This window comes from uncultured Xanthomonas sp. (genome assembly GCF_964278005.1).
GTDB classification, from domain to species: domain Bacteria; phylum Pseudomonadota; class Gammaproteobacteria; order Xanthomonadales; family Xanthomonadaceae; genus Xanthomonas_A; species Xanthomonas_A sontii.
This window is the reverse complement of the sequence record NZ_CAXYKF010000001.1, coordinates 15,390-38,179: the sequence shown is the minus strand read 5'-3', so window position 1 is coordinate 38,179 and position 22,790 is coordinate 15,390. Positions and strand designations below refer to the sequence as shown.

Below are 22,790 nucleotides of genomic sequence, written 5' to 3'. Positions count from 1 at the left end.
ACCGCAAGCCCATGTAGCAGTGGCTTCAGCCGCGACAGGCATGACCGATGCCGTCTGTCGCGGCTGAAGCCGCTCCTGCAACAGCGCCTCTGGTCATCACGGGCTGCGCGCGGCCAGCGCCAGCATCCATCCCTGGTTTCGCGGATGCGGTGCAGCGCCTGCGCGGCTAATGACGCGTGCGGCCCAGCCGCAACGATCGCACGCGTCGAGCGTGGCGATCAGTGCGCGCGATCGACCGCGAGCCGCGCCAGCGCCGCCAGTGCATCGGCGGCAGCGCCATAGCCTTCCAGGCTGTCCTGCATCGCCTGCGCCAGCTCGGCCAGCTTGGCCTTGGCGCCGTCCATGCCCAGCAGGGCCGGGTAGGTGGACTTGGCCTGCGCGACGTCCTTGCCGGCGGTCTTGCCGAGCTGTTCGGAGCTGGCTTCCACGTCGAGGATGTCGTCGCGCACCTGGAAGGCCAGGCCCAGCGCGGCGGCGAAGCTGTCCAGTTGCGCGAGCGCGGCGGTGTCGGCGCCGCCGCCGAGCGCGCCCAGGCGCACGCTGGCGCGGATCAGCGCGCCGGTCTTCAGCGCATGCATGCGTTGCAGGTCCGGCAGCGCCTGCACGCGGCCGGTGGCGTCGATGTCCAATGCCTGCCCGCCGCACATGCCGGCCGCACCGGCGGCCTCGGCCAGGGTCTGCAGCCACTGCACGCGCAGCGTCGCCGCCGCGTCTTCGGCATTGGCCAGCAACGCGAACGCCAGGCTCTGCAGCGCGTCGCCGGCGAGGATCGCGGTGGCTTCGTCGAAGGCGATGTGCACGGTCGGCTGGCCGCGGCGCAGGGCATCGTCGTCCATCGCCGGCAGGTCGTCGTGGACCAGCGAATACGCGTGGATCAGTTCCACTGCCAGCGCCGGTGCATCCAGGCGCGCGGCGTCGGCGCCGAACAGCGCGCCGCTGGCGTAGACCAGCAGCGGGCGCATGCGCTTGCCGCCGCCGAGGGTGGCGTGGCGCATCGCCGCGTGCAGGCGCTGCGGCGCCAGCGTGGCCGCCGGCAACTGCGCCTGCAGCCCGGCTTCCACCCGATCGCGCCAGCGCGCGAACGCCGCCTCAGCCGCCATGGGGCGGCACGGGGTCGAAGGGTTCGGCGCTGTCGGGCTGTTCGGGATCGCTGAGCAGGCGCACGCGCAATTCGGCCTGCTCCAGCGCCTGCTGGCATTGCCGATACAGGCCCACGCCACGCTCGTAGGCGCTGAGCGACTGCTCCAGGCTCAGGTCGCCGGCTTCCATCTTCTCCACCAGCACTTCCAGCTCCTCGAGCGACTGCTCGAAGCGCGCGACCGGGGAGGCATCGTCTTGGGACTTCTTGGGCATGGCGAAAGTGTGCGCGGCGGCGGCGGCAGGGTCAATGCGAGGCGGGCGCCGGCGCCGGCAGCGCATCCAGCTCAAGGCGTGCAGCGTGCGCCTGCAGCCAATCGTGCAGCGGCGCGGCCAGCAGGTCCGGTCCGGCAGCCAGCAGTTGCGTGGCGTCGAACAGCAGCGGCAGTCGCATGCGCTGCCACGGCGGCAACGCCTGCGTCTGCAGCAGGTGCTTCAATGCCTGCGACTGCGTCCGCCCTGGCAGAAGCAGACGTTCGCCGCCGCGGCGCGCGCGCGCCATCAGCGGCGTATCGAAGGCCAGCGTGGTGTCGGCGCGCAGGTGCAGGCGGCGGCCATCGGGCAACGCCAGCGGCGCGCGGCCGTCCCACTGCGCCTGCCAGTCGGCCGGCCAGGGCGCAGGGTCGCGCTCGGCGTACAGCGTGTCGTGCCAGCTGCGCACGCAGGCGCCGTGCCAGGCGAACTGCGCCGCGGCATCGGCGCGCGGCTGCAGCAGGTCGCGTTCGATCGCGGCCAGGCCGGCCGCAGGCAATGGCGGCAGTCCGGCCTGTGCGACCCAGTGGCGCAGTACGCGTGCGCGTCGTGCCGCGGGCAGGACGCGCAGCGGCGCGAGTGGCAGCGGAGCACCCGGGGCGTCCTGCAGCGCATCGAGCGCCGTGCGGTCGTCCGCCTCCAGCAGTGCACTGGCGTCGGCACATAGCCGCGCGCTGCGGGCGAGGGCGGCGTCGGCGTGCGGCCAGCGCTGGCGCAGCAGCGGCAGCACCTGCAGGCGCAGGAAATTGCGGTCGAAGCCGGGGTCGGCGTTGCTGGGGTCGTCGATCCACTGCAGGCCGTGCTGCTGTGCATAGGCATACAGCGCAGTGCGCGGCTGCGCCAGCAGCGGCCGCCACAGGCGGCTGCCGGCGAAATCGGACAGCGCCTGCATCGCCGCCAGGCCATCGGGCCCGGAGGCGCGCAGCGCGCGCAGCAGGAAGGTTTCGGCCTGATCGTCGCGGTGCTGCGCCAGCGTTAGCCACTCGCCGGGCTGCAGCGCCTGCGCGAAGGCGTGGCGGCGCGCCTGCCGCGCGGCCGCTTCCAGGCCATCGCCGCTGTCGCGCGGCACCTGCACCCGCACCACCTGCAGCGGCACCGCCAGCGCGTTGCACAGCTGCGCGCACTGCGCGGCCCAGGCGTCGGCGTCGGTATGCAGGCCGTGGTGCACATGCAGCGCACGCAGGCCGGCGGCGCGGTACGACGGCTGCTGCGCGAGCAGGTGCAGCAGCACGGTCGAATCCAGCCCGCCGCTGAAGCCGAGCAGCAGCGGCGCCGGTGCCGGATCGGGTAGCGCGGTGGCGAGTGCGGACAACGGGGGCGTAGAGGCGTGCGGCGGCATCGCGTCACTGTAGACGCAAGCGCAGGTCAGCGCGAAGCGTGGCATGGCGACGTCTTTGCGCTTGGCAGCGTTGTGGGAGGAACTTCAGTCCCGATGCCTTTCAGCTAATCGCGTCGGGACTGAAGTCCCTCCCACAAGAGCAGGTGTCGGCACTCGGGACTATCCAGACTGCTTGCTCAGCCCGTTGCCCGCTGGATGTCGGCGGCCAGCACGCGACGACCGGCCTGCGGCCAGAGTTCCGACGCCTTTCAGTTCAATGCGTCGGGACTGAAGTCCCTCCCACAAGAGCAGGTGTCGGCACTCGGGACTATCCAGACTGCTTGCTCAGCCCGTTGCCCGCTCGATGTCGGCGGCCAGTGCGCGACGACTGGCCTGCGGCCAGAGTTCCGACGCCTTTCAGTTCAATGCGTCGGGACTGAAGTCCCTCCCACAAGAGCAGGTGTCGGCACTCGGGACTATCCAGACTGCTTGCTCAGCCGTTGCCTGCTCGATGTCGGCCGCCAGCACGCGATGACCGGCCTGCGGCCAGAGTTCCGACGCCTTGCAGTTCAATGCGTCGGGACTGAAGTCCCTCCCAAAAAAGCAATTGTCGGCACTCGTGGCTGTCCCAAATGCTTGCTCAGCCCGGTGCCCGCTCGATGTTGGTCGCCAGCACGCGACGACTGGCGCGCCGCCAGCGCGCGACGGCGCTTGAAGCCGCGCAACGTGAGGTAGCCCCATGTGGGAGGGACTTCAGTCCCGACGCGGGGATGTCTCACCTCGCGGACGATGCGCTTCCGCGACATCGCGGGAGATTCAAAGAGACGCGTTACAGAGAACCAGCCTTGGCGACCTTCTCCGCGACAACGCGGCCATGCCGCACACGAGCATCGGCTCAGCGCTTGGGCGCCGGCACCTCGCGGTTGTGGCGGTCGATGGAGTACCAGCGGCCACCCTGCATCGGCGTATGACCGTCGGTGTCGGGCGTGTCCGCGCTGCAGCCGTCGCAAACCGCGGCGACGCCGTGCTCGAACGGCCAGGCGAAGTCGTGGACCGGCGCGATCACCTCGCGCAGTTGCCGGTCGTAGAAGCCGATGCGACCGTGAAAGATGCCGCGGGTCAGCCCTTCGGTGAAACCGTCCGGGCCGTTGTCCCAGGTGATCACCGGCAGGCTGCGACCATCGGCGCGGACGTAGTAGAAGCGTGCGCCGACGCTCAGCAGCGCCAGCCAGTCGCGATCGAAGGGCAGGCGTCGCAGCGCCTGTGGCGTCAGTAGCAGGCGTTCGTCGGCGCCGAGCCGACAGCCCGGCACCACCGGCCGATCGCTGTTCGGGTCGCCCAGTCGGCAGGCCTCGATGGCCGGTTGCTCGGCGGCGGCCGGCACCGTGCCGAGCGCGGTACACGCAGCGAACCCTGCGCACACCGCAACGGCCACGCGCAGGCGGCCGCGGTGCGGCCGACGCCGCCTCATTGCGCGGTGGCAGCGCTGGTCATGAACGCCGCCGGCTTGGGCAGCTCCACCGGCACGCCGTCGCCGTTGCAGGTGCCCGCCTGGCACAGCCGCGCGCGCAGCGTCGGGGTGGCCTGCACGATCACGTGGTAGATCACGTTCTCTTCCAGACTGCCGCGGAACGCGTTGCTGCCGGGGCCGCGCGCCCAGATGCCGACGTCGTCGCCGCCATGGGTCTCGGCCTTGGTCGGCACCAGCGCTTCCTGCATGAAGTCCGGGCTTTCGGTGTCGACGTGGGTCAGGTCCGGGCGGCCGTTGGCCGGCTCGAAATTGCTCGGCGCATGCGGGAAGGTCTTGACCCCCGCCGGCTGCTGGTTGCTGGCGCCGGTGTAGCCGGGGCCGTTGGCGTAGCTGAGCGTGGCATAGGGCTGGCCGTTGCCGTCCAGCGCCAGGTCGCCGGTGTTGGCGTCCTCGCCGCTGGTGCCGCGCACCTTGCCCAGGATCGGGTTGCCGCGCTGCGGGTAGCCGACGAAGTTCAGCGTATGCGAGTGGTCGGCGGTGACGATGATCAGCGTGTCCTCGGCCGAGGTCGCGTCCGCCGCGGCCTGCACCGCCTGCGACAGGGCGATGGTCTCGTCCAGCGCGCGGTAGGCGTTGCCGGCGTGGTGCGCGTGGTCGATGCGGCCGCCTTCGACCATCAGCACATAGCCGTTCTTGTCCTGCGACAGGGTACGGATCGCGGCCTTGGTCATCTCGGCCAGGCTCGGGTCGCCATTGGCGCTGCGGTCGCGGTCGTGGTCGAACTGCATGTGGTCCGGCTCGAACAGCCCCAGCAGCGCCGGCGCGTTCTGCGCCGCTTCCAGTTGCCCGCGGGTCCACACGTAGGCGCCCTGCGGATGGCGCTGGCGCCATTCGCCGACCAGATCGCGGCCGTCCAGGCGCAGGCCGACCTTGTCGTCGTACTCGGGGTCGCGCTGCTCGACGGTGGTGAACTGGCCGCGGCCACCGGCCAGCATCACCTGCGGGCCGCGCCCGAAGCGCGCGCCGACCATCTGCTGGGCGATGTCGCGGCAACCCTCGGCCACCGCCTTCTCCGGCAGGTCGGCATCGCTCTCCCAGTTGCGCTCGGGCACGTGCGCGTAGGTCGCGGCCGGGGTGGCGTGGGTCAGCCGGGTGGTGGTGACGATGCCGGTGCCCATGCCGGCGCTGTCGGCCAGTTCCAGCCAGCTCAGCAACTGCTTGCCGAGGCTGTCGGCGCAGGCGTCGCGCTTGCCGGCGGCCACGCCGATCGCGCCCATGTGGGTCTTCACCCCGGTGGTGATCGAGGTCATGGTGCCGGCCGAATCCGGCGTCTGCGAATCGGTGTTGTAGGTCTTGCTCAGCGCGGTGGCGGGGAACGCCTCCCACGACAGCTGGTTCTCTTCGCCGGAGGCGCCCTTGCGCTGGCCGTCGAGGATGCGTGCGGCGGCGACCGTGGTCAGGCTCATGCCGTCGCCAAGGAACAGGATGACGTTCTTGGCCTTGCCGCGCATCGCACCGTTGTTGGCGGCCTTGGCGGCGCCGCTGCGGTACCACCAGGCCGGGGTCTCGCCGGCCGGATGGGCCACGGCGGGGACGACGATCGGCGCGACGTTGGCGCTGGCGGCCGGCGCATGCGGCGTGCTGGCGCAGGCGCCCAGCAGCAGGGTGGAGGCGGCGGCGAGGGCGGAAACGGGTAGGCGCATACGCAGAACGGGTCCTGAACAACGAAGTCCCCCGCATTATGCCGGCTACGACAAGGCACGCCGATGACATCGCGCCTTTCCAGCCATGGCGTCGTCGCTGCTGCCGGGGTGCGCTATCGTGCGAAACCCCCCGATCTCTCTGGACAGCGTCGATGAAACTGGTGACGGCCTGGTTACGCATTCCGTTCTGGCAGCGCGTGGTCGCCGGCTTCCTGCTGGGCGCCCTGGCGGGCTGGGCGCTGGGCCCGACCGCCGAGACCTGGTTCAAGCCGCTGGGCGATCTGTACGTCACCCTGATCAAGATGATCGCGGTGCCGCTGGTGTTCTTCGCCGTCATCAACGCGATCTCGGCGCTGCACGGGCAGCAGTCGGTGGCCAAGCTGGGCGGGCGCACCTTCCTATGGTTCGTGGTCACCGCGGCGCTGGCGGTCGGCGTCGGCCTGGCCGTGGGCACGGTGCTGCAGCCGGGCGCCGGCCACCTGGGCCTGCGGGTGGACAGCGCCTGGACCCCGCGCGACGTGCCCAGCCCGGTGCAGGTGCTGCTGGACGTGGTGCCGTCCAACCCGTTCTATGCGCTCACCGGTATCGGCACCAGGACCAATGCCGCTGGCGAGACCGTGCTGGCGGCAGGGCGCGGTTCGATTCTGCCGGTGATCTTCTTCGCCGCGCTGCTGGGCTTTGCCATGGTCAAGCTCGGCGAGCGCGTGGCCGAGGCGCGCAAGCTCACCAAGCAGATGAGCGAGATCATGATCCAGGTCACCCGCTTCGTGCTGGAGATGACCCCGCTCGGCACCTTCGGCCTGATCGCCGCGCTGGTCGGCGGCTATGGGTTCGGCAAGCTGCTGCCGTTCGGCAATTTCGTGCTGGCGCTGTACCTGGCCTGCGCGATCCACATCGTGGTGGTGTACAGCGGCCTGCTGCTGGTGCACGGGCTCAATCCGTGGAAGTTCTTCCGCGGCGCCGCGCCGGGCATGCAGGTGGCCTTCGTCAGTTCCTCCAGCTTCGCCGCGATGCCGGTGGCGTTGCGCTCGATCACCCACAACCTCGGCGTCAACAAGGACTACGCCGCGTTCGCGGTGCCGCTGGGCGCCAGCATCAAGATGGATGGCTGCGGCGCGATCTTCCCGGCGCTGTGCGCGGTGTTCATCGCCCAGTACACCGGCGTGCCGCTGACCGCCAACCAGTATTTCGTGGTGCTGATCGCCTCGGTGCTGGGCAGCTTCGGCACCGCCGGCGTGCCCGGCACCGCGGTGGTGATGGCCACGGTGGTGCTGAGCGCGGCCAACCTGCCGCTGGAGGTCATCGGCTACCTGTACGCCATCGACCGCGTGCTGGACATGATGCGCACCATGACCAACGTGACCGGGCAGATGCTGGTGCCGGTGCTGGTGGCCAAGGAGACCGGCCTGCTCGATCGCAGCATCTACGAGGCCGCCCCGAGCAATGTCGGCCTGGAAGATCCGCCGGTCGACGGTTCCGGCCAGGTGCGTTGATGCGTCCGTGAGTACGCCTGCCGAGAGCCTGCGCGCGCAGCTGCGACAGTTGCCCGGGCTGACGCTGCACGCGGGTGTGCTGGTGCACGACGCGCTGCCGGACGACCCGTTCGAGCAGCGCTACCTGGACGTGCGCCGCCGCGAAGGCCGGCTCTACAGCGACGCCCAAGTGCGCACGCTGCCGCAGCCGCCCGGCGCGCTCGGCGCCAGCCACGAATGGCGGGTGCGCGCCGAATCGTGCCGGCGCCTGTTGCGCCGTCTGCGTGCGCGTGGCGGCGACGGTCCTCTGCTGGAACTCGGCTGCGGCAACGGCTGGCTGTCGTATCGCCTGGCCAGCGGCCTGCAGCGCGAAGTCTGCGGTGTCGACGTCAATCGCACCGAACTGGCGCAGGCGGCGCGAGTCTTCGCCGACGCGCCGCGGTTGAGCTTCGTCGCCGGCGACATCCTGCGTTTGCCGCTGCCGGCGCAGCGGTTCGATGTCGTGGTGGTGCCGGCCTGCCTCCAATACTTCGCCGATCCGCGTGCGCTGATCGCCCGCCTGCTGCAGCTGCTGCAGCACGACGGCGAACTGCACATCCTCGACAGCCCGTTCTACGCCGACGTCGAGCAAGCCAGGGCCAGCGCCGCGCGCAGCCTGCGCTACTTCAGCGGACTGGGCTGCGCCGAACTGGCGCAGCAGTACCACCAGCACACCGAGGCGGTACTGGACGGCATCGTGCTGCGCCGGTTGTTCGACCCACGGCGGCTGTCGGTGCGCTGCCTGCGGGCGTTGCGCTGGCGCCAGCCGCATTTCCCGTGGCTGTGCATCCGCAAGCGCGACAATCTCGCGCTGGCCGCGGTCTAGCCGGCGCCGCCGACCGCCGGCGCGTCTGCGGCGACACCTTATTGCGGCGCCGTTGCGATTGGCGGCGGCGGCGCATGGCAGACTGCCGCCTCCTTCCCCTGCATGGACTCCCGATGAGCGGCACGCAACGCGAACTGACCTTCCGCTTCCTGGCCGAACCGATCGACGTCAACTACGGCGGCAAGGTCCACGGCGGCGTGGTGATGAAGTGGATCGACCAGGTCGGCTATGCCGCGGCGGTGGGCTGGAGCGGCCACTACAGCGTGACCGTGGCGGTGGGCGGCATCCGCTTCGTCTCGCCGATCCGCATCAGCGACATGGTCACGGTCAGCGCCAAGCTGGTCCACACCGGCACCAGCAGCATGCACTTCGCCATCGAGGTGCGTGCCCGCGATCCGATGGGCGGCGAGCCGCGGCTGTGCACGCATTGCATCATCGTGTTCGTGGCCCTGGACGGCGTCGAAGGCCGTCCGACCGCGGTGCCGGCCTGGCATCCGGACACGCCGGAAGATCATCGCCTGGCCGAGTACGCGCAGAAGGTGATGGAACTGAGCAAGGGCATCGAGGACACCATCGCCCACTACCACGGCTGAGCGCGCGCGCCCGCACGCTGGCTCAGGCGCGCCAGTCCGCGGGCGCGATGCGGCAGTCGCCGTCGAACAGGCGGCCGCCGTGCACGGCCAGTTCCTGCTGCGCCAGTGCCAGCACCGGCGCACGGTCGGCGTTGGCGAACAGCGCGGCGAAGGCCTGGTCGAAGCGTTGGCCCAAGGCCGGATCCATCCGTGCTAGCAGGCGCGGCACCCACTTGCCGCTGCCGTACCAATGGCCGCGTCCGCGCAGCGCCAGTTCCGCCAGGCGCGGATGCAGCAGGGCGCCGATGGCGACGATCTCGGCGGCGCTGCGCTCGCCGCACAGGTCGTCGACCAGATCAGTGATCTCGTAGCGCAGCGCGTCCCGTTGCGCCTGCGTCAGCGGCGGCGGCCCGGCCTGCAGCCGCGCGGCGACCTGGCCTTGCAGGCTGCGTGCGGATTCGGTCGCGGTGCCGACGAGGGTGCCCTCGGCGATCATGTGCAGCAGGCTGGGGCGGCCGCGGGCGGCGTCTTCCTCGACGAACCAGGCCAGCGTGCCCGGGTCGTGCACGAAGGCTTCGACGGGCATGCCGTCGGCGAGGAACGATTCGCGGCGTGCCGCCGGCAGGCGCTCATAGACCACGACCAGGTCGAGATCGGACAGATGCGTGCCTTCGCCGCGCAGGATCGAGCCGGCGGCGAAGCCGAAGGCCGCGTCGGCGTAGCGGGTGGACAGCAGCGATTGCGCGATCGCCAGCGCCTGGGCGGGCGTGGGCAGGGTGAGCGTGGCCGGCATCAGCGCAGCGCCTGCAACTGCGGCCAGGACGCGACCCGGCGGACGGGCTCATCGGCACGGCAGGACTGCGGGGCAGGCGAGGGGCGTGGTGTCATCGAAGTTCCGGTGACGCGATCGAGGCGGACAGCGTATCGTGCCGGCGGGCAACGCGGACGGCGACGATGACCCTCCAGGCGGACAGCGCGGAACTGCAGCGGCAATACGGCGATACACAGCGGCTGGTGCAGCGTAAGTCGCTGCATGCCAAGTACGGCCGCGGCGATTGGTACCCGTGGTTGCGCGCACAGGTGCCGTTGGCCGCAGACATGCGCGTGGCCGATATCGGCTGCGGCACCGGCCAGCTGTGGGGCGCGCTCGCCGGGCAGTGGCCGCCATCGCTGGCATTGCAATTGCTGGATCGCTCGCCGGCCATGGTCGCTGCGGCATTGGCGCAGGCGGCGACGTTGCGGCCACAGGGTGTGGTCGGCGACGCGATGCGCCTGCCGCTGCGCGATGCCAGCATCGACGCCGCATTGGCCGTGCATATGCTTTACCACTTGCCCGATCCGCATGCGGGCGTGCGCGAGCTGCGACGCATCGTTCGTCCAGGCGCGGCAGTACTGGCGGTGCTTAATGGTCGCGACAACATGCGTCAACTCGCGCAACTGGTCGCCGGGGTGGCCGGTGGCCCGGACCGCGACCCGTCCACCCTGCGCCTGGACGCCGAGGCGGGCGCGCGCCTGTTCGCCATGCACTTCGCACAGGTCCGGGTCGCGCGCTTCGACGACGTGCTGGTCTGCACCGATCCCGAGGACGTCATGGCCTATCTGCAGAGTCTGCCGTTGCCGCCGCAGGCGCACGCGTCAGCCTTGCGGCAGGCGGTAGAGGCGGCGTTTGCGCATGGCGACGGCGCGTTGCGGATCGACAAGGACGTGCGCGCGATCGTTGCCACCGCCTGAGGGCGGCCGCGTCGGTGCCAGTGGCACGAGCGCCAGCCGGGCGGCCGCGAAACGCCACAACGAAAAAGGCCGCTGTCCCCAGCGGCCTTTTCTGTGCGGTATCTGCGGAGCGGCGGCTTACATCGCCACGCGGCGCGCCTGCACGAACTTCTCGCCCCAGTAGCCGGAGGTCAGCGTGTCCACGCGCACGTCCTTGCCGCGGCTGGGGGCGTGCAGGAAGCGGCCCTCGCCGACGTACAGGCCGACATGGTCGACGCGGCCCTTGCGACCGAAGAACACCAGGTCGCCCGGCGCCAGCGCGTCGCGGTCCTTGATCAGCTGGGCATTGGCCTCGCGGGCCATCTCGCGCGACACGCGCGGCAGTTCGATGCCCAGCGCGGTGCGGAACACGTAGCCGACCAGGCCGCTGCAGTCGAAGCCTTCGGTGTCCTCGCCGCCCCAGCGGTACGGGGTGCCCAGCAGCGCCATGGCGCGCTTGAGCACGGACTGGACCTTGTCGCCGCCCGGCACCACGCCTTCGCGCGGGACCGGCTGGGACACGTCGTAGTTGGCCAGCAGGCGGCTGATGTCGCCGGCGAACATCGCCGAGCGGTCCATCAGCGGAATGGTGTCGTTGGCGGCCAGGTGCGGCAGCAGGGCGGCCAGGGTAGCGGTGGCGGCGGCGTCGGCCTTGCTGCGCGACGGTGCGGGCGCCTGGGCGGCGGCCGGCTTGGCCGAGGTGGTGGTGTTGGGGGGCTGCGCGGTCGCCTGGGCGGTGGTCGCGGCGGCGCTCACCTGGGCGGGAGCGGGGGCGACGGTCGCGATCGCTTCCGGGACGACGGTGTCGGCGGGAGCGGTCTGGGCCAGGGCCGGGAGGGCCGAGAAACAGAGCGAGGCGGTGCAGAAGAGGCGGAAAGCGGTCCGGCGGGGAACGGCGGGCTTGCCTGGAGAGGTCTGGGCTTCGGTCGTCACGCTTGGATCACAAAATAAAACGATGGGGGATCATGCCTTGTAGACAGAAATAGGAAGTTCAAATAAGGTTAAATTTTCGTAATTATGAATGTGGGTGAAATCACAGTTCAGCGCAAAACCCGCTTTGCGCCGGTGTAGTGGTCCCGCCAGTAGGCCCCGTCCAGCGAATCCAGGCGCACCGTGCCGCCCGTGCTGGGAGCGTGCACGAAGCGGCCTTCACCGACATAAATTCCGACGTGCGTCACGTTTCCCGCGCTGCCGAAGAACACCAGGTCGCCGGTGCTCAGGCGCTGCGGGTCGATCCGCGGCCCCTGTACCGCGGCCAGTTCGCGCGAGGTGCGCGGCAGCCGCAGGTCGAGCATGTCGCGGTAGACGTAGGCGACCAGGCCGCTGCAGTCGAAGCCGGACTCGGGGGTGTTGCCGCCGTAGCGGTAGGGTGTGCCGACCAGGCCCAGCGCCCGCATCAGCACTGCGTTGGCCGCGCCCGGGTCGGCCGGCGCCACCTGCGGCCACTCGCGCACCGCCACCGGTGCCGGCCGGGTGTGGCGGACCTCGTGGCGTCCGCAGGCTGCCAGCGCGGCGGTGCACAGCAGCGGAAGCCACCACGGGAACGCGCGGCGGGCGCGCGGCGAAACTGGCGTGTTGTGCATGGAGCCGGGATAATGCGCGACCTCAGAAGGCCGCCATCATGGCGGCGCTCCCGGCGGCCGACAAGCCGCCCATCCCGTCTGCCCCCGGCAGCCACAGCGCAGAGTGCACATGAAGATCGAAAAAGACCGCGTCGTCCGTTTCCACTACACCGTTTCGGAAGTCGGTCAAGAACCGATCGAAAGCTCCAAGGACCGCGATCCGCTGGTGATCCTGGTCGGCCACGGCAACATCATCCCGGGCCTGGAGAACGCGATGATGGACAAGGCCGCCGGCGACAGCTTCGGTGTCGACGTGGCCGCCAAGGACGCCTACGGCGAATACCGCGAGGGCCTGAGCCAGCGCGTGCCGAAGAAGCATTTCGGCGCGGTCAAGCTGCAGCCGGGGAGCCAGGTGGTGCTGCAGACCAACTTCGGCCCCCGCGCGGTCACCGTGCAGAAGGTCGGCATGAGCGTGGTCGACGTCGACCTCAACCACCCGATGGCCGGCAAGGACCTGCACTTCGACGTGGAGATCGTCGACGTGCGCGAGGCCAGCGCCGAAGAGATCGAGCACGGCCACGTGCACGGCGACGGCGGCCACCACCACTGAGTGCGTTTGTGGCGGTGCCGGTCGCGCCGGTGCCGCCGCCCTGGCGCCGCACGCAGCGGCGCCATCGTGCCGCTGCGGACGCCGGCGGCCTTCCTGATCGCGGCGAGGGACATCGCCGGCCTTCCGCCCGGTGCCGCCTTGGCCACTTCCGCCCCCGTGTTGCAGCCCGTCGCGCCCGCCGAGCGCATCGCCACGCTGGACGTGCTGCGCGGCTTCGCCCTGCTGGGCATCCTGCTGATGAACATCGAGGGCTTCGTCGGCCCGCTGGACGCGGCGATGACCGGCCTGGATCCGGCGCTGCGCGGCGCCGACCGCATCGCCGACGCCCTGGTCTACATCCTGGTGCAGGGCAAGTTCTACACCTTGTTCTCGCTGCTGTTCGGCATGGGCTTCGCGGTGATGGCGCAGCGCGCCGAGACCGCGCTGCGGCCGTTCAGTGGCTTCTTCCTGCGCCGCAGCGCGGGGTTGCTGCTGATCGGCCTGCTGCACGCGCTGTTGTTGTGGTCCGGCGACATCCTGGTCAGCTATGCGTTGCTGGCGTTCATGCTGCTGGCGTTCCGCGAGGCGCCCACGCGCTGGCTGCCGGGCATGGCGCTGGTGGTCTACCTGTTCGCGCCGGCGCTGTGGCTGCTGGTCGGCGCCGCCGCCTGGGCGGCGCAGGCCGATCCGCACGGTGCAGCGCAGTGGCATCGGGACATGGCCGAGCAGGCGCAGCACGGCGCGGCGGCGCTGGCGCAGCAGCGCGAGGTGTTCGGCCATGGCAGCTACGCCCAGGCCACCGCGCAGCGCGCGCGCGACCTGGTCGAATCGCTGAGCGTGCTGGTGTTCAACGCGCCGACCATCTTCGGCATGTTCCTGCTCGGCGCCTGGTGCGTGCGCAGCGGCCTGGCCGCACAGCCGCAGCGCTTCCCGCGGCTGCTGGCGGTGCTGCGCTGGGGTGTGCTGCCGCTGGGCCTGGCGCTGATGCTGCTGAGCTTCCGGCTGGAGCCGTGGATGGATCCGGCGCGGCTGGATCTGCGCCTGACCTGTGCCTACGCCCTGGCCAGTGTCGCCAGCGGCCTGATGGCGCTGGGCTATGCGGCCTGGCTGGTGCGCGCCGCGCCCGCGCTGCAGTGGCTGGCGCCGGCCGGGCGCATGGCGCTGAGCAACTACCTGCTGCAGTCGCTGGTGTGCACCACGTTGTTCTACGGCTACGGCTTCGGCTATTTCGAACAACTGCCGCGCGCCTGGCAGATCCCGTTCGCGGTCGCGCTGTTCGCGCTGCAGGTGGCGCTGTCGCACTGGTGGCTGCAGCGGTTCCGCTTCGGCCCGGTGGAGTGGCTGTGGCGCTCGGCCAGCTACCTGCGCTGGCAGCCGATGCGCCGCCGCGACGCGGCCTGAGCGCAGGCGCTGCGGCGGCGTCCTCACATCTGCCGCGCGGCCGCCCATGGCATGCTCGGCGGCGACCGAGACATGCGACAGGACAGCCGATGGACGATGTGAACCGCGCGCACCGCGCCGCGCCCGATGCGACCCCGCCGCGCGCCGAGCGTGCGCCGTGAACGGGGCGATCCGCGATTACGACCTGCTGGTGCTGGGCGGCGGGTCCGGCGGCCTGGCCACCGCCTTCCGCGCCGCCAGCCATGGCGCACGGGTGGCGATTCTGGAGCCGAGCGCGCTCGGCGGGACCTGCGTCAACGTCGGCTGCGTGCCGAAGAAGGCGATGTGGCTGGCGGCGGATCTGGTCGAACGCATCGACCTGGCGCGCGCGGTCGGCTTCGCCATTCCCGAGGCCACGCTGTCCTGGGCGGAACTGGTGGCGCATCGCCAGGGCTACATCGGCAACATCCACGCCAGCTACCGGCGCCGGCTGGATGCCGACGGCGTGGTGCTGATCCCGCGGCGCGGCCGGCTGGTCGATGCGCACACCGTCGAATGCGACGACGGCGTGCGGGTCAGCGCCAAGCACGTGGTGATCGCCACCGGCGCGCACGCGCTGCGGCCGAACATCGACGGCGCCGAGCTGGGCCTGGTCTCCGACGACTTCTTCAATCTCTGCGAGGCGCCGCCGTGGGTGGCGATCGTCGGCGGCGGCTATATCGCGGTGGAACTGGCAGGACTGCTGCAGGCGCTGGGCAGCCGGGTGGAGTTATACGTGCAGGGCGAGCGCCTGCTGGAGCGGTTCGACGCGGAACTGGCACGGCAACTTGCCGATAACCTGCGCCACCAGGGCGTGCGCCTGCATTTCGGTTACCGCGCCAGCGCCCTGCGCCGCAGCGGCGAGGGCCTGTGCGTGGTCGATGCGCAGGGGCAGCCCGGCGAGAGCGTCGACAAGGTGTTCTTCGCGATCGGGCGCCGCCCCAACACGCGCGACCTCGGCCTGGAGGCGCTGGGTGTGCGCCTGGGCGACAAGCACGAGATCGTGGTGGACGACTACCAGAACACCGACGTGCCTGGGCTGTATGCGATCGGCGACGTGGCCGGCAAGGTCGGCCTGACCCCGGTGGCGATCGCCGCCGGGCGCAAGCTGATGGACCGCGTGTTCGGCGACCGGCCGCAGGCGCGGCTGGACTACGAGAACGTGCCCAGCGTGGTGTTCTCGCATCCGCCGCTGGGCCAGGTGGGATTGGGCGAGGAGCAGGCACGCGAGCGCTATGGCGCCGACGCGGTGACCGTGTACCGCAGCAATTTCCGGCCGATGCTGCAGGCGCTGGCCGATTCGCCGCAGCGCAGCCTGTTCAAGCTGGTGTGCGTTGGCGCCGAGGAGCGTGTGGTCGGCGTCCACCTGCTCGGCGATGGGGCCGACGAGATCCTGCAGGGCTTTGCGGTGGCATTGAAGCTGGGCGTGACCAAGCAGCAACTGGAAGACACCGTGGCGATCCATCCGACTTCGGCCGAGGAAGTGGTGCTGATGCGCTGAGGTCGCCGCGATCCGGCGGCTGGTTGGCTGTGGCGCCGTAGAATGGCGCCATGCACGTGTTCTCTTCTCCCTGCCGCGGCGCTACGCGATGAGCGCGCCCGGCACCTCCGCCGCCGTCGCCCCCACCGCCACCCAGGCCAGCCTCGGTGGCGTGCTGCTCGCTGCCGGCGGCGCGATCGCGTTCTCGGGCAAGGCCATCATCGTCAAGCTGGGCTATCGCTATGGCGTCGATGCGGTGACCCTGCTGGCCTTGCGCATGCTGGTGGCGCTGCCGTGCTTCGCGGCGATGGCGCTGTGGGCGGCGCGCCGCGCGCCGCCGCTGCAGGCGGGCGACCGCTGGCGGATCGTCGCCCTGGGCGTGCTCGGCTACTACCTGGCCAGCTTCCTGGATTTCCTCGGCTTGGCCTACATCACCGCGACCCTGGAGCGGCTGATCCTCTATCTCACCCCGACCCTGGTGTTGCTGATCGGCGTACTTCTGTGGCGGCGGCGTCCGCAGCGGCGCCAGCTGTGGGCGCTGGCGTTGAGTTACCTGGGCGTGTTGCTGGCGTTCGGCCACGACCTGCAGATCGGCGGCGCGCGTACTGCTTGGGGGAGCTTGCTGGTATTCGGCAGCGCGCTGGCCTATGCGGCCTATCTGGTCGGCAGCGGCCAACTGGTGGCGCGGGTCGGCGCGGTGCGATTGACCGCCTACGCCAGCCTGGTCGCCTGCGCGCTGTGCATCGCCCAGTTCCTGCTGCTGCGGCCGCTGCACGCGCTGGTCTTGCCGACACCGGTCTACGCGCTGTCGCTGCTCAACGGCACGCTGTGCACGGCGGTGCCGGTGCTGGCGACGATGCTCGCGGTGCAGCGCATCGGCTCGGCGCTCGCGTCGCAGATCGGCATGCTCGGCCCGGTCTCCACCATCGTGCTCAGCGTGCTGGTGCTGGGCGAGGCAATGGGGCCGTGGCAGATCGCCGGCACCGTGCTGGTACTGGGCGGGGTGCTGCTGGTGTCGCGGCCGGTGCGGGCACGGTCGGCATGAGTCCACGGCGGCCGCCCGCAGCGAGCGCGTCGGCGCCGGCCGCGACGGCGGCGGCCGAGGCGCATGCGCGGATCCTGGCGACGATCCGGGCGATCCCGTCGGGCCAGGTGCGCGGCTATGGCGAGGTGGCGATGCTGGCCGGGTTGCCGGGACGCGCGCGGCTGGTGGCGCGTCTGCTCGGTGGCAATGCCGATGCCGCGCTGCCCTGGCACCGGGTGCTGCGCAGCGACGGCCGCATCGCCTTTCCCGAAGGCTCGCGCGGCTATCGCGAGCAATGCCAGCGCCTGCGCGCCGAAGGCGTGGCGGTGCAGGGCGGACGGGTGAAGCATGCGCCGGCGCCGGCGCGCGATCTCGATGCCGAGGTGTGGGGGCCTCGGTAGCGAGGCGCGCCAGAACTGCGGGGCTCGTGTCTCGAAGAGCACAAGACGCCGGCTGTGAAGGGCTTAGCCCCTCTCCCTCCGGGAGAGGGTTGGGGTGAGGGTAGGGCGCGAAGCGCATGCGGTGTTTCCGCTGCACGAGGCTGCGCCCCGTACCCTCATCCGCCCCTGCGGGGCACCTTCTCCCGGAGGGAGAAGGAGGTACAAGCCCCCCTCCCTTCGGGAGAGGGGTTGGGGTGAGGGTAGGGCGCGAAGCGCGAGCGGTGTTTCAGCTGCACGAGGCTGCGCCCTTACCCTCATCCGCCCCTGCGGGGCACCTTCTCCCGGTGGGAGAAGCAGGTAAAAGCCCCTCTCCCTGCGGGGGCGGGGGTGGGGTGCGGGTACGGACGCGAAGCGCATGCCGCATGTTGACTGCGCGAGGCTTCGCCCGCGCCCTCGTCTGTCTCTTCGGCGCACCGCGCTCGCAATACCTCTTGGAAGAGCGTCGTTGGTCATGGCATGCCGCTGCATTGGTTGGGGTGCATGCTCCAGCGAGCGGCTATGATGGAGTCAGTTGCCACGGACCCGACCATGTTTCCCAGACTTCCGCCCGTCACTAAAGCGCTTCTGATCGCAAATGTCGTGGTGTTCCTGCTGCAGCAACCCTTTTTGCTGGGCGACGCGACGTTCGAGCCGTTCATGCTGTGGCCGATCGGCGTCTTCGATGCGTTCTCGCCCGGGCAGAACTTCCAGCTCTGGCAGTTGCTGACCTACGGCTTCCTGCACGGCAGCTTCTCGCATCTGTTTTTCAACATGCTGGCGCTGTACATGTTCGGCGGGCCGCTGGAGCAGACCTGGGGCGAGAAGCGCTTCCTGACCTATTACCTGGTCTGCGTGGCCGGCGCCGGCCTGTGCCAGTTGCTGGTCGGCTGGTGGATGCTCAGCAACGGCAGCGCGCCGTATCCGACCCTGGGCGCCTCCGGCGGCATCTTCGGCCTGCTGCTGGCCTTCGGCATGCTGTTCCCGAACCAGCGGGTGATGCTGCTGTTCCCGCCGATCCCGATGAAGGCGCGCACCTTCGTGATCGTGTTCGGCGCGCTGGAACTGCTGATGGGCTTCACCGGCTGGCAGCCGGGTGTGGCGCATTTCGCGCATCTGGGCGGCATGTTGTTCGGCTGGCTGATGATCCGCTACTGGCGCGGCCAGCCGCCGTTCGGCAAGCGCAAGCCGCCGCGTCCGCGCATCGTGCGCTGAGCGAAAACGCCTGCCGCGCTGCTGCTCGTAGCAAGCGCGGCGCCGGCGCGGCGGCACGTTTTCCCGACCCCTGAACGCAAGACGGCGCGGTTGCCCGCGCCGTCTTGCTGCGTGTGCCTGGCCGGCGGCTAGCGCCGGCACCGGCTCACGGCCACAGGTGGATCTGCTCGGCCTCGCTGCGCACCATCGGCTGGCCCGGCTTGCAGGTGAAGGTCGCGGCGAAGGCGGGCAGGTTGGCCAGCGCGCCGTTGGTGCGCCAGCGGCCGGGCGCGTGCACGTCGGCGGTGACCCGCTGCACGGCTTCGTTCGGCGACAGTTGCTGCGCCCACAGGCCGGCCCAGGCCTTGTAGAACGCCTGCTTGCTTGCCTCGTTGGCGGTCGGTTGCGCGGCGCTGTAGGCCTGCCAGGCCAGTTCGACGCTGCCGATGTCGGTCAGGTCCTCGTCCTGGGTCAGCGGGCCGTTGACCTTGGCGCCCTTCACGCCCGGGAAGTCGTAGGCGCCGTACTGCGCGGCGGTACGGGCGGCCAGCGCGTTCCAGGCGCTCTTGTCTTCCGGGGTCCACCAGTTGCGCAACTGGCCCTGCGCGTCGACCTGGCTGCCCTTGCTGTCGATGGCGCCGATCAACTCGTGCGCGACCATCGCGCCGTAGGCGCCGTACAGCGTCGCGGCGTCGCCGCCGGCCGCGTACACCGGCGGCTGCAGCACCGCGGCGGTGACGATCAGGCGGTTCTGGGCGATGTCGTAGGTCAGTGCGGGCTGCTGCGGCAGCACGTCCCAGCGGCGGTCGGCGTTGCCCTTGCCGATGCGCTTCATCTCCTCGCGGTGACGCCAGGTGGAGGCGATCAGCATGTTGCCGCCGAAGCTGCCGCGGCCCATCGGCTGCAGGGTGTAGTCGAGGTCGCGGCGCGGCGCGCCGACCTCGATCTTCAGTGCGGCCAGCTTGGCCTGCGCCTCGGTGCGCGCCGGCTCGCTCAGCCAGGTGCTGCGCTTGACCGCGGCGATCTGCGCGTCGCGCACCTGGTCGGCGATGGTCTCGGCCTGGCGGCGGGTGTCGGCCGACAGGTAGCGGGCCACGTACTCGCGGCCCAGCATCGGGCCGGCGGCGACGTTGATCGCGTCCAGCACCTGCGCCCAGCGCGGCGGCGGCGCGACCTGGCCCTGCAGCACGCGGCCGCGGAACTCGAAGCTGGCGTCGCGGAAGCTCTTGGACAGGTACGGCGCCATCGCATCGCCCACGCGCCAGCGCAGGTAGGCCTTCCACTGCTCGGGCTTGATGCTGACGATCATGCCGTCGAGCTGCTTGAACATGTCCGGGTCGGCCATCGACACCAGGTCGTCGTTGACGCCCTGGGCCTTGAGGAAGGCGTCGAGTTGCAGGTTGCGGTACTGCTTGTTCAACTCCTTGGTCGAGATCGGCGAATAGTTGTTGAACGGGTTGTTGATGCCGGCCAGCGACTTGGCGCTGCGCGCCAGCGCGGTCTCGATCTGCAGCACCGATTGTGCGTCGGCCTCGAGGCCGTCGGCCGGGGTGCCGGTCAGGGTCAGGATCTGCTTGACGTAGGTGCGGTAGCGGCCCATCAGCGCCATGGTGTCGGCGTCGGTGCGGGTGTAGAAGGCCGGGTCGGGCAGGCCCATGCCGCCCTGCATGAAGTAGCCGATGTGGCGGTCCAGCGCCTTCAGGTCGACGTCGGCGCCGAAGTTGAACGCGACCGGGATGCCGATCTGGTGCAGCGCGGCGATCGAGGCCGGCACGTCCCTGGCCTTCTTGATCGCATCGATGCGGCCGAGCAGCGGCGCGATCGGGTTGGAGCCGTCCTTCTCCACCGCGGCCTCGTCCAGGCCACTGGCCCAGAAATCGCCCAGCGCCTTCTGCACCGCGTTCTGCGGCGACTGCATGGAGGCGTCGAGCAGGTCGCGCTGCTGTTGCTGGGTGCGCTCGGCCAGCTGGCCCAGCGCGGTGACCGCGCCGGTCTGCGGCACCGGGTTCTGCTTCAGCCAGTCGGCATTGGCGTCGTCGTAGAAGTCGCTGCAGGCGGCGCTGATCGGCGGGGCCTTGGGCGCGGCGGCGCGCTTCTTCTTGGGCGCGGCATCGGCGGCGGAGGCGAGGGCGATCAGGCCGAGGGCGACGGCGAGGGCAAGCGGACGGGCATTGGGCATCGGGAACGCATCCGGTCAGGATTAAAGTCGGCGGAGTTTAACAAGCCGCGGTGTGCAACTGTGGCGATGATGCGCGTCCACGTCCCCATCGGATTCAGCGAGCGACGCCGGCAGGCACGGGGTGCCGGTGGCCGGTCAGGGCGGTCGGCATCGCCGCCGTCGTCGCAGGCCGATGCCCACGCAAAGAAAAGGCCCGGACAAGCCGGGCCTTTTCGCGAGACGGCAGTGACGCCCTCGCTTACCAGATCACCACGCGCTTGTCGCCGCTGCGCACCATCGGCGCGCCCGGCTTGCACTGGAACGCGGTGGCGAAGGCCTCCAGGTTCGACGGCGCGCCGATCGCACGGAACTGCGCCGGGGCGTGCGGGTCGGTGGTCAGGCGCACCATCGCGTTCTGCGGGGTGTACTTGGTGCGCCACACGGTGGCCCAGTTGATGAAGAAGTTCTGGTCGCGGCTCATGCCGCCGACCTTCGGGTCGTCCTTGCCCTCGGTGGCCTTCTTCATCGCGTCGTAGGCGGTGGTGATGCCGCCCAGGTCGGCGATGTTCTCGCCCAGGGTCAGCTTGCCGTTGACGTGCTTGCCGTCGACCTCGTAGCCGTCGAACTGCTGGACCAGCTTGCCGGTGAGCGCGGAGAACTTCTTGGCGTCGGCCGGGGTCCACCAGTTCTCGAAGTTGCCGGTCGGCCCGAAGCGCGCGCCCTGGTCGTCGTAGCCGTGGGTCATTTCGTGACCGATCACCGCGCCGATGCCGCCGTAGTTGAACGCGTCGTCGGCCTTGGGGTCGAAGAACGGCGGCTGCAGGATCGCCGCCGGGAACACGATCTCGTTCTGCAGCGGGTTGTAGTAGGCGTTGACCGTCTGCGGGGTCATGCCCCACTCGGTCTTGTCCACCGGCTTGCCGATCTTGCTGAGGTTGTACTTGTAGTTGAACGCGGTGGCGGCGCGCACGTTGTCCAGGTAGCTGTCGCGCTGGGTGCTCAGGCTGGCGTAGTCGCGCCACTTGTCCGGGTAGCCGATCTTCGGGGTGAAGGTCTTCCACTTGTCCAGGGCCTTGGCTTTGGTCTCGTCGCTCATCCAGGTCAGCTTCTCCAGGCGCGCCTTCAGCGCCTGGCTCAGGTTCTCGACCAGTTGCTGCATCTTGGCCTTGTCGTCGGCCGAGAAGGCGACCTTGACGTACATCTGGCCCATCGCCTCGCCGGCGCCCTCGTTGATGCTACCGAGCACGCGCTTCCAGCGCGGCTTCATCTCGGCCTGGCCGTTGAGTTCCTTGCCGTAGAAGGCGAAGTTTTCCTGCGCGAAGGCGTCGCTCAGGTACGGCGAGGCGCTGTCCACGGTGTGGAAGCGCAGGTAGGCGCGCCACACCGACGGGTCGGTGTCGCCCAGCGCCTTGCTCACTTCCTGATGGAAGGCCGGGATCGCCAGCGAGAACTTCTCCGGCACGGCCACGCCCTGCGACTCGAAGAACTTGGTCCAGGGGAAGTTCGGGGTCAGCTTGTCGGCGTCGGCCGGGGTGACCGGGTTGTAGGACAGCTCGGCGTCGCGCGAGAGCTGCTCGCTGGACTTGGACACCTTGGCCAGGCGCGTTTCCAGCGCCACCACGTCCTGCGCCTGCTTGGCCGCGTCGGCCGCCGGCACGCCGGCCAGCTCCAGCACCTTGGCCACGTGCGCCTGGTAGGCCTTGAGCTTGTCCTGCTTGTCGGCGTCGAAGTAGTAGCTGCGGTCGGGCAGGCCGAGGCCGCCCTGCATGGCGTAGGCCATGTTCATCGCCGAATTCTTGAAGTCCGCCTCGGCGCCGAAGCCGAACAGGCCGTTCTCGCCCTTGGCCGCGCTCTGGCGCAGGTACTCGGCCACCGCCGGGCCGTCCTTGAGGCCGTCGATCGCGGCCAGGTCGGCCTTCAGCGGCGCGATGCCCTGGGCGTTGATCTTGGCGTCGTCCATGCCCGAGGACCAGAAGTCGCCGACGATCTTCTCCACGCCCTGCGGGTTGGCCGCGGCGGCGGCCTGTTCGGCCAGCTGGTGCTGCGCCGCGACCGAGCGCTCGTCAAGGATCGAGAACGCGCCCCAGCTGCTGCGGTCCTTGGGGATCTCGTTGGCGGCCAGCCACTTGCCGTTGACGTAGCCGTTGAAGTCGTCGCAGGCGTTCTTGCTGGCGTCCAGGTCGTCGACGTTGAAGGCGTTGTAGGCCGGCAGCTTGCTGGTGTCGAGCTTGAGGTCGGTCGACGCCGCGGCCGGGGCGGCGGCCGGCGCGGACTTGGCGGCATCGGCGGCGGGCGCGGCGCTCTCGGGCTTGTTGCAGCCGGTCAGCGCGGCGCTCACGGCCAGGGTCAACAGCAGCATCTTGGGATTGCGAAGGGTCACAGGCAGGCTCCAGGCCGACGTGGATAAAG

Annotated in this window: 20 protein-coding genes; 10 read left to right on the top strand and 10 right to left on the bottom strand. The window is 70.3% G+C overall.

Going from position 1 to position 22,790, the window contains the following annotated elements:
* Window positions 1-218: 218 nt before the first annotated feature.
* The 5 genes from ACHWVH_RS00145 to ACHWVH_RS00125 form a co-directional block, all read right to left on the bottom strand.
* Window positions 219-1,100 (bottom strand): polyprenyl synthetase family protein, encoded by an 882-nt coding sequence (locus tag ACHWVH_RS00145; protein ID WP_394686439.1) that lies wholly within the window; start codon window positions 1,098-1,100, stop codon window positions 219-221.
* Entirely contained in the window at window positions 1,090-1,353 is a 264-nt protein-coding gene (locus ACHWVH_RS00140; protein ID WP_017909613.1) for an exodeoxyribonuclease VII small subunit, read from the bottom strand. Before ACHWVH_RS00140 ends, ACHWVH_RS00145 begins: the two co-directional genes overlap by 11 nt.
* A gap of 31 nt (window positions 1,354-1,384) precedes the next feature.
* Window positions 1,385-2,728, bottom strand: a complete 1,344-nt coding sequence (tilS, locus tag ACHWVH_RS00135; RefSeq protein ID WP_394686438.1) for a tRNA lysidine(34) synthetase TilS — start codon at window positions 2,726-2,728, stop codon at window positions 1,385-1,387.
* An 874-nt stretch (window positions 2,729-3,602) separates the two neighbouring features.
* Window positions 3,603-4,142, bottom strand: a complete 540-nt coding sequence (locus ACHWVH_RS00130; RefSeq protein WP_394686437.1) for a WG repeat-containing protein — start codon at window positions 4,140-4,142, stop codon at window positions 3,603-3,605.
* 32 nt (window positions 4,143-4,174) lie between these two features.
* On the bottom strand, window positions 4,175-5,881 hold the full coding sequence (locus tag ACHWVH_RS00125) for an alkaline phosphatase (RefSeq protein WP_295926865.1): 1,707 nt from the start codon (window positions 5,879-5,881) through the stop codon (window positions 4,175-4,177).
* A 152-nt stretch (window positions 5,882-6,033) separates the two neighbouring features.
* Between ACHWVH_RS00125 and ACHWVH_RS00120 the strand changes: the two genes are divergently transcribed.
* The 3 genes from ACHWVH_RS00120 (at window position 6,034) to ACHWVH_RS00110 (ending at window position 8,811) form a co-directional block, all read left to right on the top strand.
* Window positions 6,034-7,374, top strand: coding sequence for a dicarboxylate/amino acid:cation symporter (locus ACHWVH_RS00120; RefSeq protein WP_394686436.1), 1,341 nt, complete (start codon window positions 6,034-6,036; stop codon window positions 7,372-7,374).
* A 7-nt stretch (window positions 7,375-7,381) separates the two neighbouring features.
* Window positions 7,382-8,218 (top strand): class I SAM-dependent methyltransferase, encoded by an 837-nt coding sequence (locus ACHWVH_RS00115; RefSeq protein ID WP_295926863.1) that lies wholly within the window; start codon window positions 7,382-7,384, stop codon window positions 8,216-8,218.
* Between the two features lie 113 nt (window positions 8,219-8,331).
* On the top strand, window positions 8,332-8,811 hold the full coding sequence (locus ACHWVH_RS00110; protein WP_010341292.1) for an acyl-CoA thioesterase: 480 nt from the start codon (window positions 8,332-8,334) through the stop codon (window positions 8,809-8,811).
* A gap of 22 nt (window positions 8,812-8,833) precedes the next feature.
* On the opposite strand, the gene ACHWVH_RS00105 is transcribed toward ACHWVH_RS00110, so the two are convergent.
* Window positions 8,834-9,583: a nucleotidyltransferase domain-containing protein gene (locus ACHWVH_RS00105; protein WP_394686435.1), complete on the bottom strand. Its 750-nt coding sequence runs from the start codon at window positions 9,581-9,583 to the stop codon at window positions 8,834-8,836.
* A gap of 161 nt (window positions 9,584-9,744) precedes the next feature.
* Here ACHWVH_RS00105 and ACHWVH_RS00100 point away from each other — a divergent pair, with 161 nt between their 5' ends.
* Entirely contained in the window at window positions 9,745-10,521 is a 777-nt protein-coding gene (locus ACHWVH_RS00100; protein ID WP_267117254.1) for a class I SAM-dependent methyltransferase, read from the top strand.
* 117 nt (window positions 10,522-10,638) lie between these two features.
* On the opposite strand, the gene ACHWVH_RS00095 is transcribed toward ACHWVH_RS00100, so the two are convergent.
* Window positions 10,639-11,472, bottom strand: coding sequence for a C40 family peptidase (locus ACHWVH_RS00095; RefSeq protein ID WP_295935535.1), 834 nt, complete (start codon window positions 11,470-11,472; stop codon window positions 10,639-10,641).
* 107 nt (window positions 11,473-11,579) lie between these two features.
* Complete coding sequence (locus ACHWVH_RS00090; RefSeq protein WP_267086256.1) at window positions 11,580-12,122, bottom strand: C40 family peptidase; 543 nt, start codon at window positions 12,120-12,122, stop codon at window positions 11,580-11,582.
* Window positions 12,123-12,231: 109 nt separating this feature from the next.
* On the opposite strand from ACHWVH_RS00090, the gene ACHWVH_RS00085 reads away from it, so the two are divergent.
* The 6 genes from ACHWVH_RS00085 to ACHWVH_RS00060 all read left to right on the top strand — a co-directional run bounded on the left by ACHWVH_RS00085 (window position 12,232) and on the right by ACHWVH_RS00060 (window position 18,244).
* On the top strand, window positions 12,232-12,711 hold the full coding sequence (locus ACHWVH_RS00085) for a peptidylprolyl isomerase (RefSeq protein WP_017909247.1): 480 nt from the start codon (window positions 12,232-12,234) through the stop codon (window positions 12,709-12,711).
* A 138-nt stretch (window positions 12,712-12,849) separates the two neighbouring features.
* Window positions 12,850-14,091 (top strand): DUF418 domain-containing protein, encoded by a 1,242-nt coding sequence (locus ACHWVH_RS00080; protein WP_394686434.1) that lies wholly within the window; start codon window positions 12,850-12,852, stop codon window positions 14,089-14,091.
* 157 nt (window positions 14,092-14,248) lie between these two features.
* The gene (gene gorA / locus ACHWVH_RS00075) at window positions 14,249-15,610 is read left to right on the top strand and encodes a glutathione-disulfide reductase (protein ID WP_394686433.1); all 1,362 of its coding nucleotides are present in this window, start codon (window positions 14,249-14,251) and stop codon (window positions 15,608-15,610) included.
* Between the two features lie 88 nt (window positions 15,611-15,698).
* Window positions 15,699-16,634: a DMT family transporter gene (locus ACHWVH_RS00070; protein WP_267109967.1), complete on the top strand. Its 936-nt coding sequence runs from the start codon at window positions 15,699-15,701 to the stop codon at window positions 16,632-16,634.
* Window positions 16,631-17,014 (top strand): MGMT family protein, encoded by a 384-nt coding sequence (locus tag ACHWVH_RS00065; RefSeq protein ID WP_394686432.1) that lies wholly within the window; start codon window positions 16,631-16,633, stop codon window positions 17,012-17,014. Before ACHWVH_RS00070 ends, ACHWVH_RS00065 begins: the two co-directional genes overlap by 4 nt.
* A 567-nt stretch (window positions 17,015-17,581) precedes the next feature.
* Complete coding sequence (locus ACHWVH_RS00060) at window positions 17,582-18,244, top strand: rhomboid family intramembrane serine protease (RefSeq protein WP_148829065.1); 663 nt, start codon at window positions 17,582-17,584, stop codon at window positions 18,242-18,244.
* Between the two features lie 145 nt (window positions 18,245-18,389).
* On the opposite strand, the gene ACHWVH_RS00055 is transcribed toward ACHWVH_RS00060, so the two are convergent.
* A complete protein-coding gene (locus tag ACHWVH_RS00055; RefSeq protein ID WP_394686431.1) occupies window positions 18,390-20,402 on the bottom strand; it encodes a M13 family metallopeptidase in 2,013 nt (670 codons plus the stop codon).
* A 238-nt stretch (window positions 20,403-20,640) separates the two neighbouring features.
* Complete coding sequence (locus ACHWVH_RS00050) at window positions 20,641-22,740, bottom strand: M13 family metallopeptidase (protein WP_191091376.1); 2,100 nt, start codon at window positions 22,738-22,740, stop codon at window positions 20,641-20,643.
* Between the last annotated feature and the right edge of the window lie 50 nt (window positions 22,741-22,790).

Excerpts from the sequence above, each read along its gene's own strand:
- ACHWVH_RS00145 (WP_394686439.1), bottom strand. The coding sequence starts at position 1,100 with ATGGCGGCTGAGGCGGCGTTCGCGCGCTGGCGCGATCGGGTGGAAGCC.
- ACHWVH_RS00140 (WP_017909613.1), bottom strand. The coding sequence starts at position 1,353 with ATGCCCAAGAAGTCCCAAGACGATGCCTCCCCGGTCGCGCGCTTCGAG.
- tilS (WP_394686438.1), bottom strand. The coding sequence starts at position 2,728 with ATGCCGCCGCACGCCTCTACGCCCCCGTTGTCCGCACTCGCCACCGCG.
- ACHWVH_RS00125 (WP_295926865.1), bottom strand. The coding sequence starts at position 5,881 with ATGCGCCTACCCGTTTCCGCCCTCGCCGCCGCCTCCACCCTGCTGCTG.
- ACHWVH_RS00120 (WP_394686436.1), top strand. The coding sequence starts at position 6,034 with ATGAAACTGGTGACGGCCTGGTTACGCATTCCGTTCTGGCAGCGCGTG.
- ACHWVH_RS00110 (WP_010341292.1), top strand. The coding sequence starts at position 8,332 with ATGAGCGGCACGCAACGCGAACTGACCTTCCGCTTCCTGGCCGAACCG.
- ACHWVH_RS00105 (WP_394686435.1), bottom strand. The coding sequence starts at position 9,583 with ATGCCGGCCACGCTCACCCTGCCCACGCCCGCCCAGGCGCTGGCGATC.
- ACHWVH_RS00100 (WP_267117254.1), top strand. The coding sequence starts at position 9,745 with ATGACCCTCCAGGCGGACAGCGCGGAACTGCAGCGGCAATACGGCGAT.
- ACHWVH_RS00090 (WP_267086256.1), bottom strand. The coding sequence starts at position 12,122 with ATGCACAACACGCCAGTTTCGCCGCGCGCCCGCCGCGCGTTCCCGTGG.
- ACHWVH_RS00085 (WP_017909247.1), top strand. The coding sequence starts at position 12,232 with ATGAAGATCGAAAAAGACCGCGTCGTCCGTTTCCACTACACCGTTTCG.
- ACHWVH_RS00070 (WP_267109967.1), top strand. The coding sequence starts at position 15,699 with ATGAGCGCGCCCGGCACCTCCGCCGCCGTCGCCCCCACCGCCACCCAG.
- ACHWVH_RS00065 (WP_394686432.1), top strand. The coding sequence starts at position 16,631 with ATGAGTCCACGGCGGCCGCCCGCAGCGAGCGCGTCGGCGCCGGCCGCG.
- ACHWVH_RS00060 (WP_148829065.1), top strand. The coding sequence starts at position 17,582 with ATGTTTCCCAGACTTCCGCCCGTCACTAAAGCGCTTCTGATCGCAAAT.
- ACHWVH_RS00055 (WP_394686431.1), bottom strand. The coding sequence starts at position 20,402 with ATGCCCAATGCCCGTCCGCTTGCCCTCGCCGTCGCCCTCGGCCTGATC.
- ACHWVH_RS00050 (WP_191091376.1), bottom strand. The coding sequence starts at position 22,740 with ATGCTGCTGTTGACCCTGGCCGTGAGCGCCGCGCTGACCGGCTGCAAC.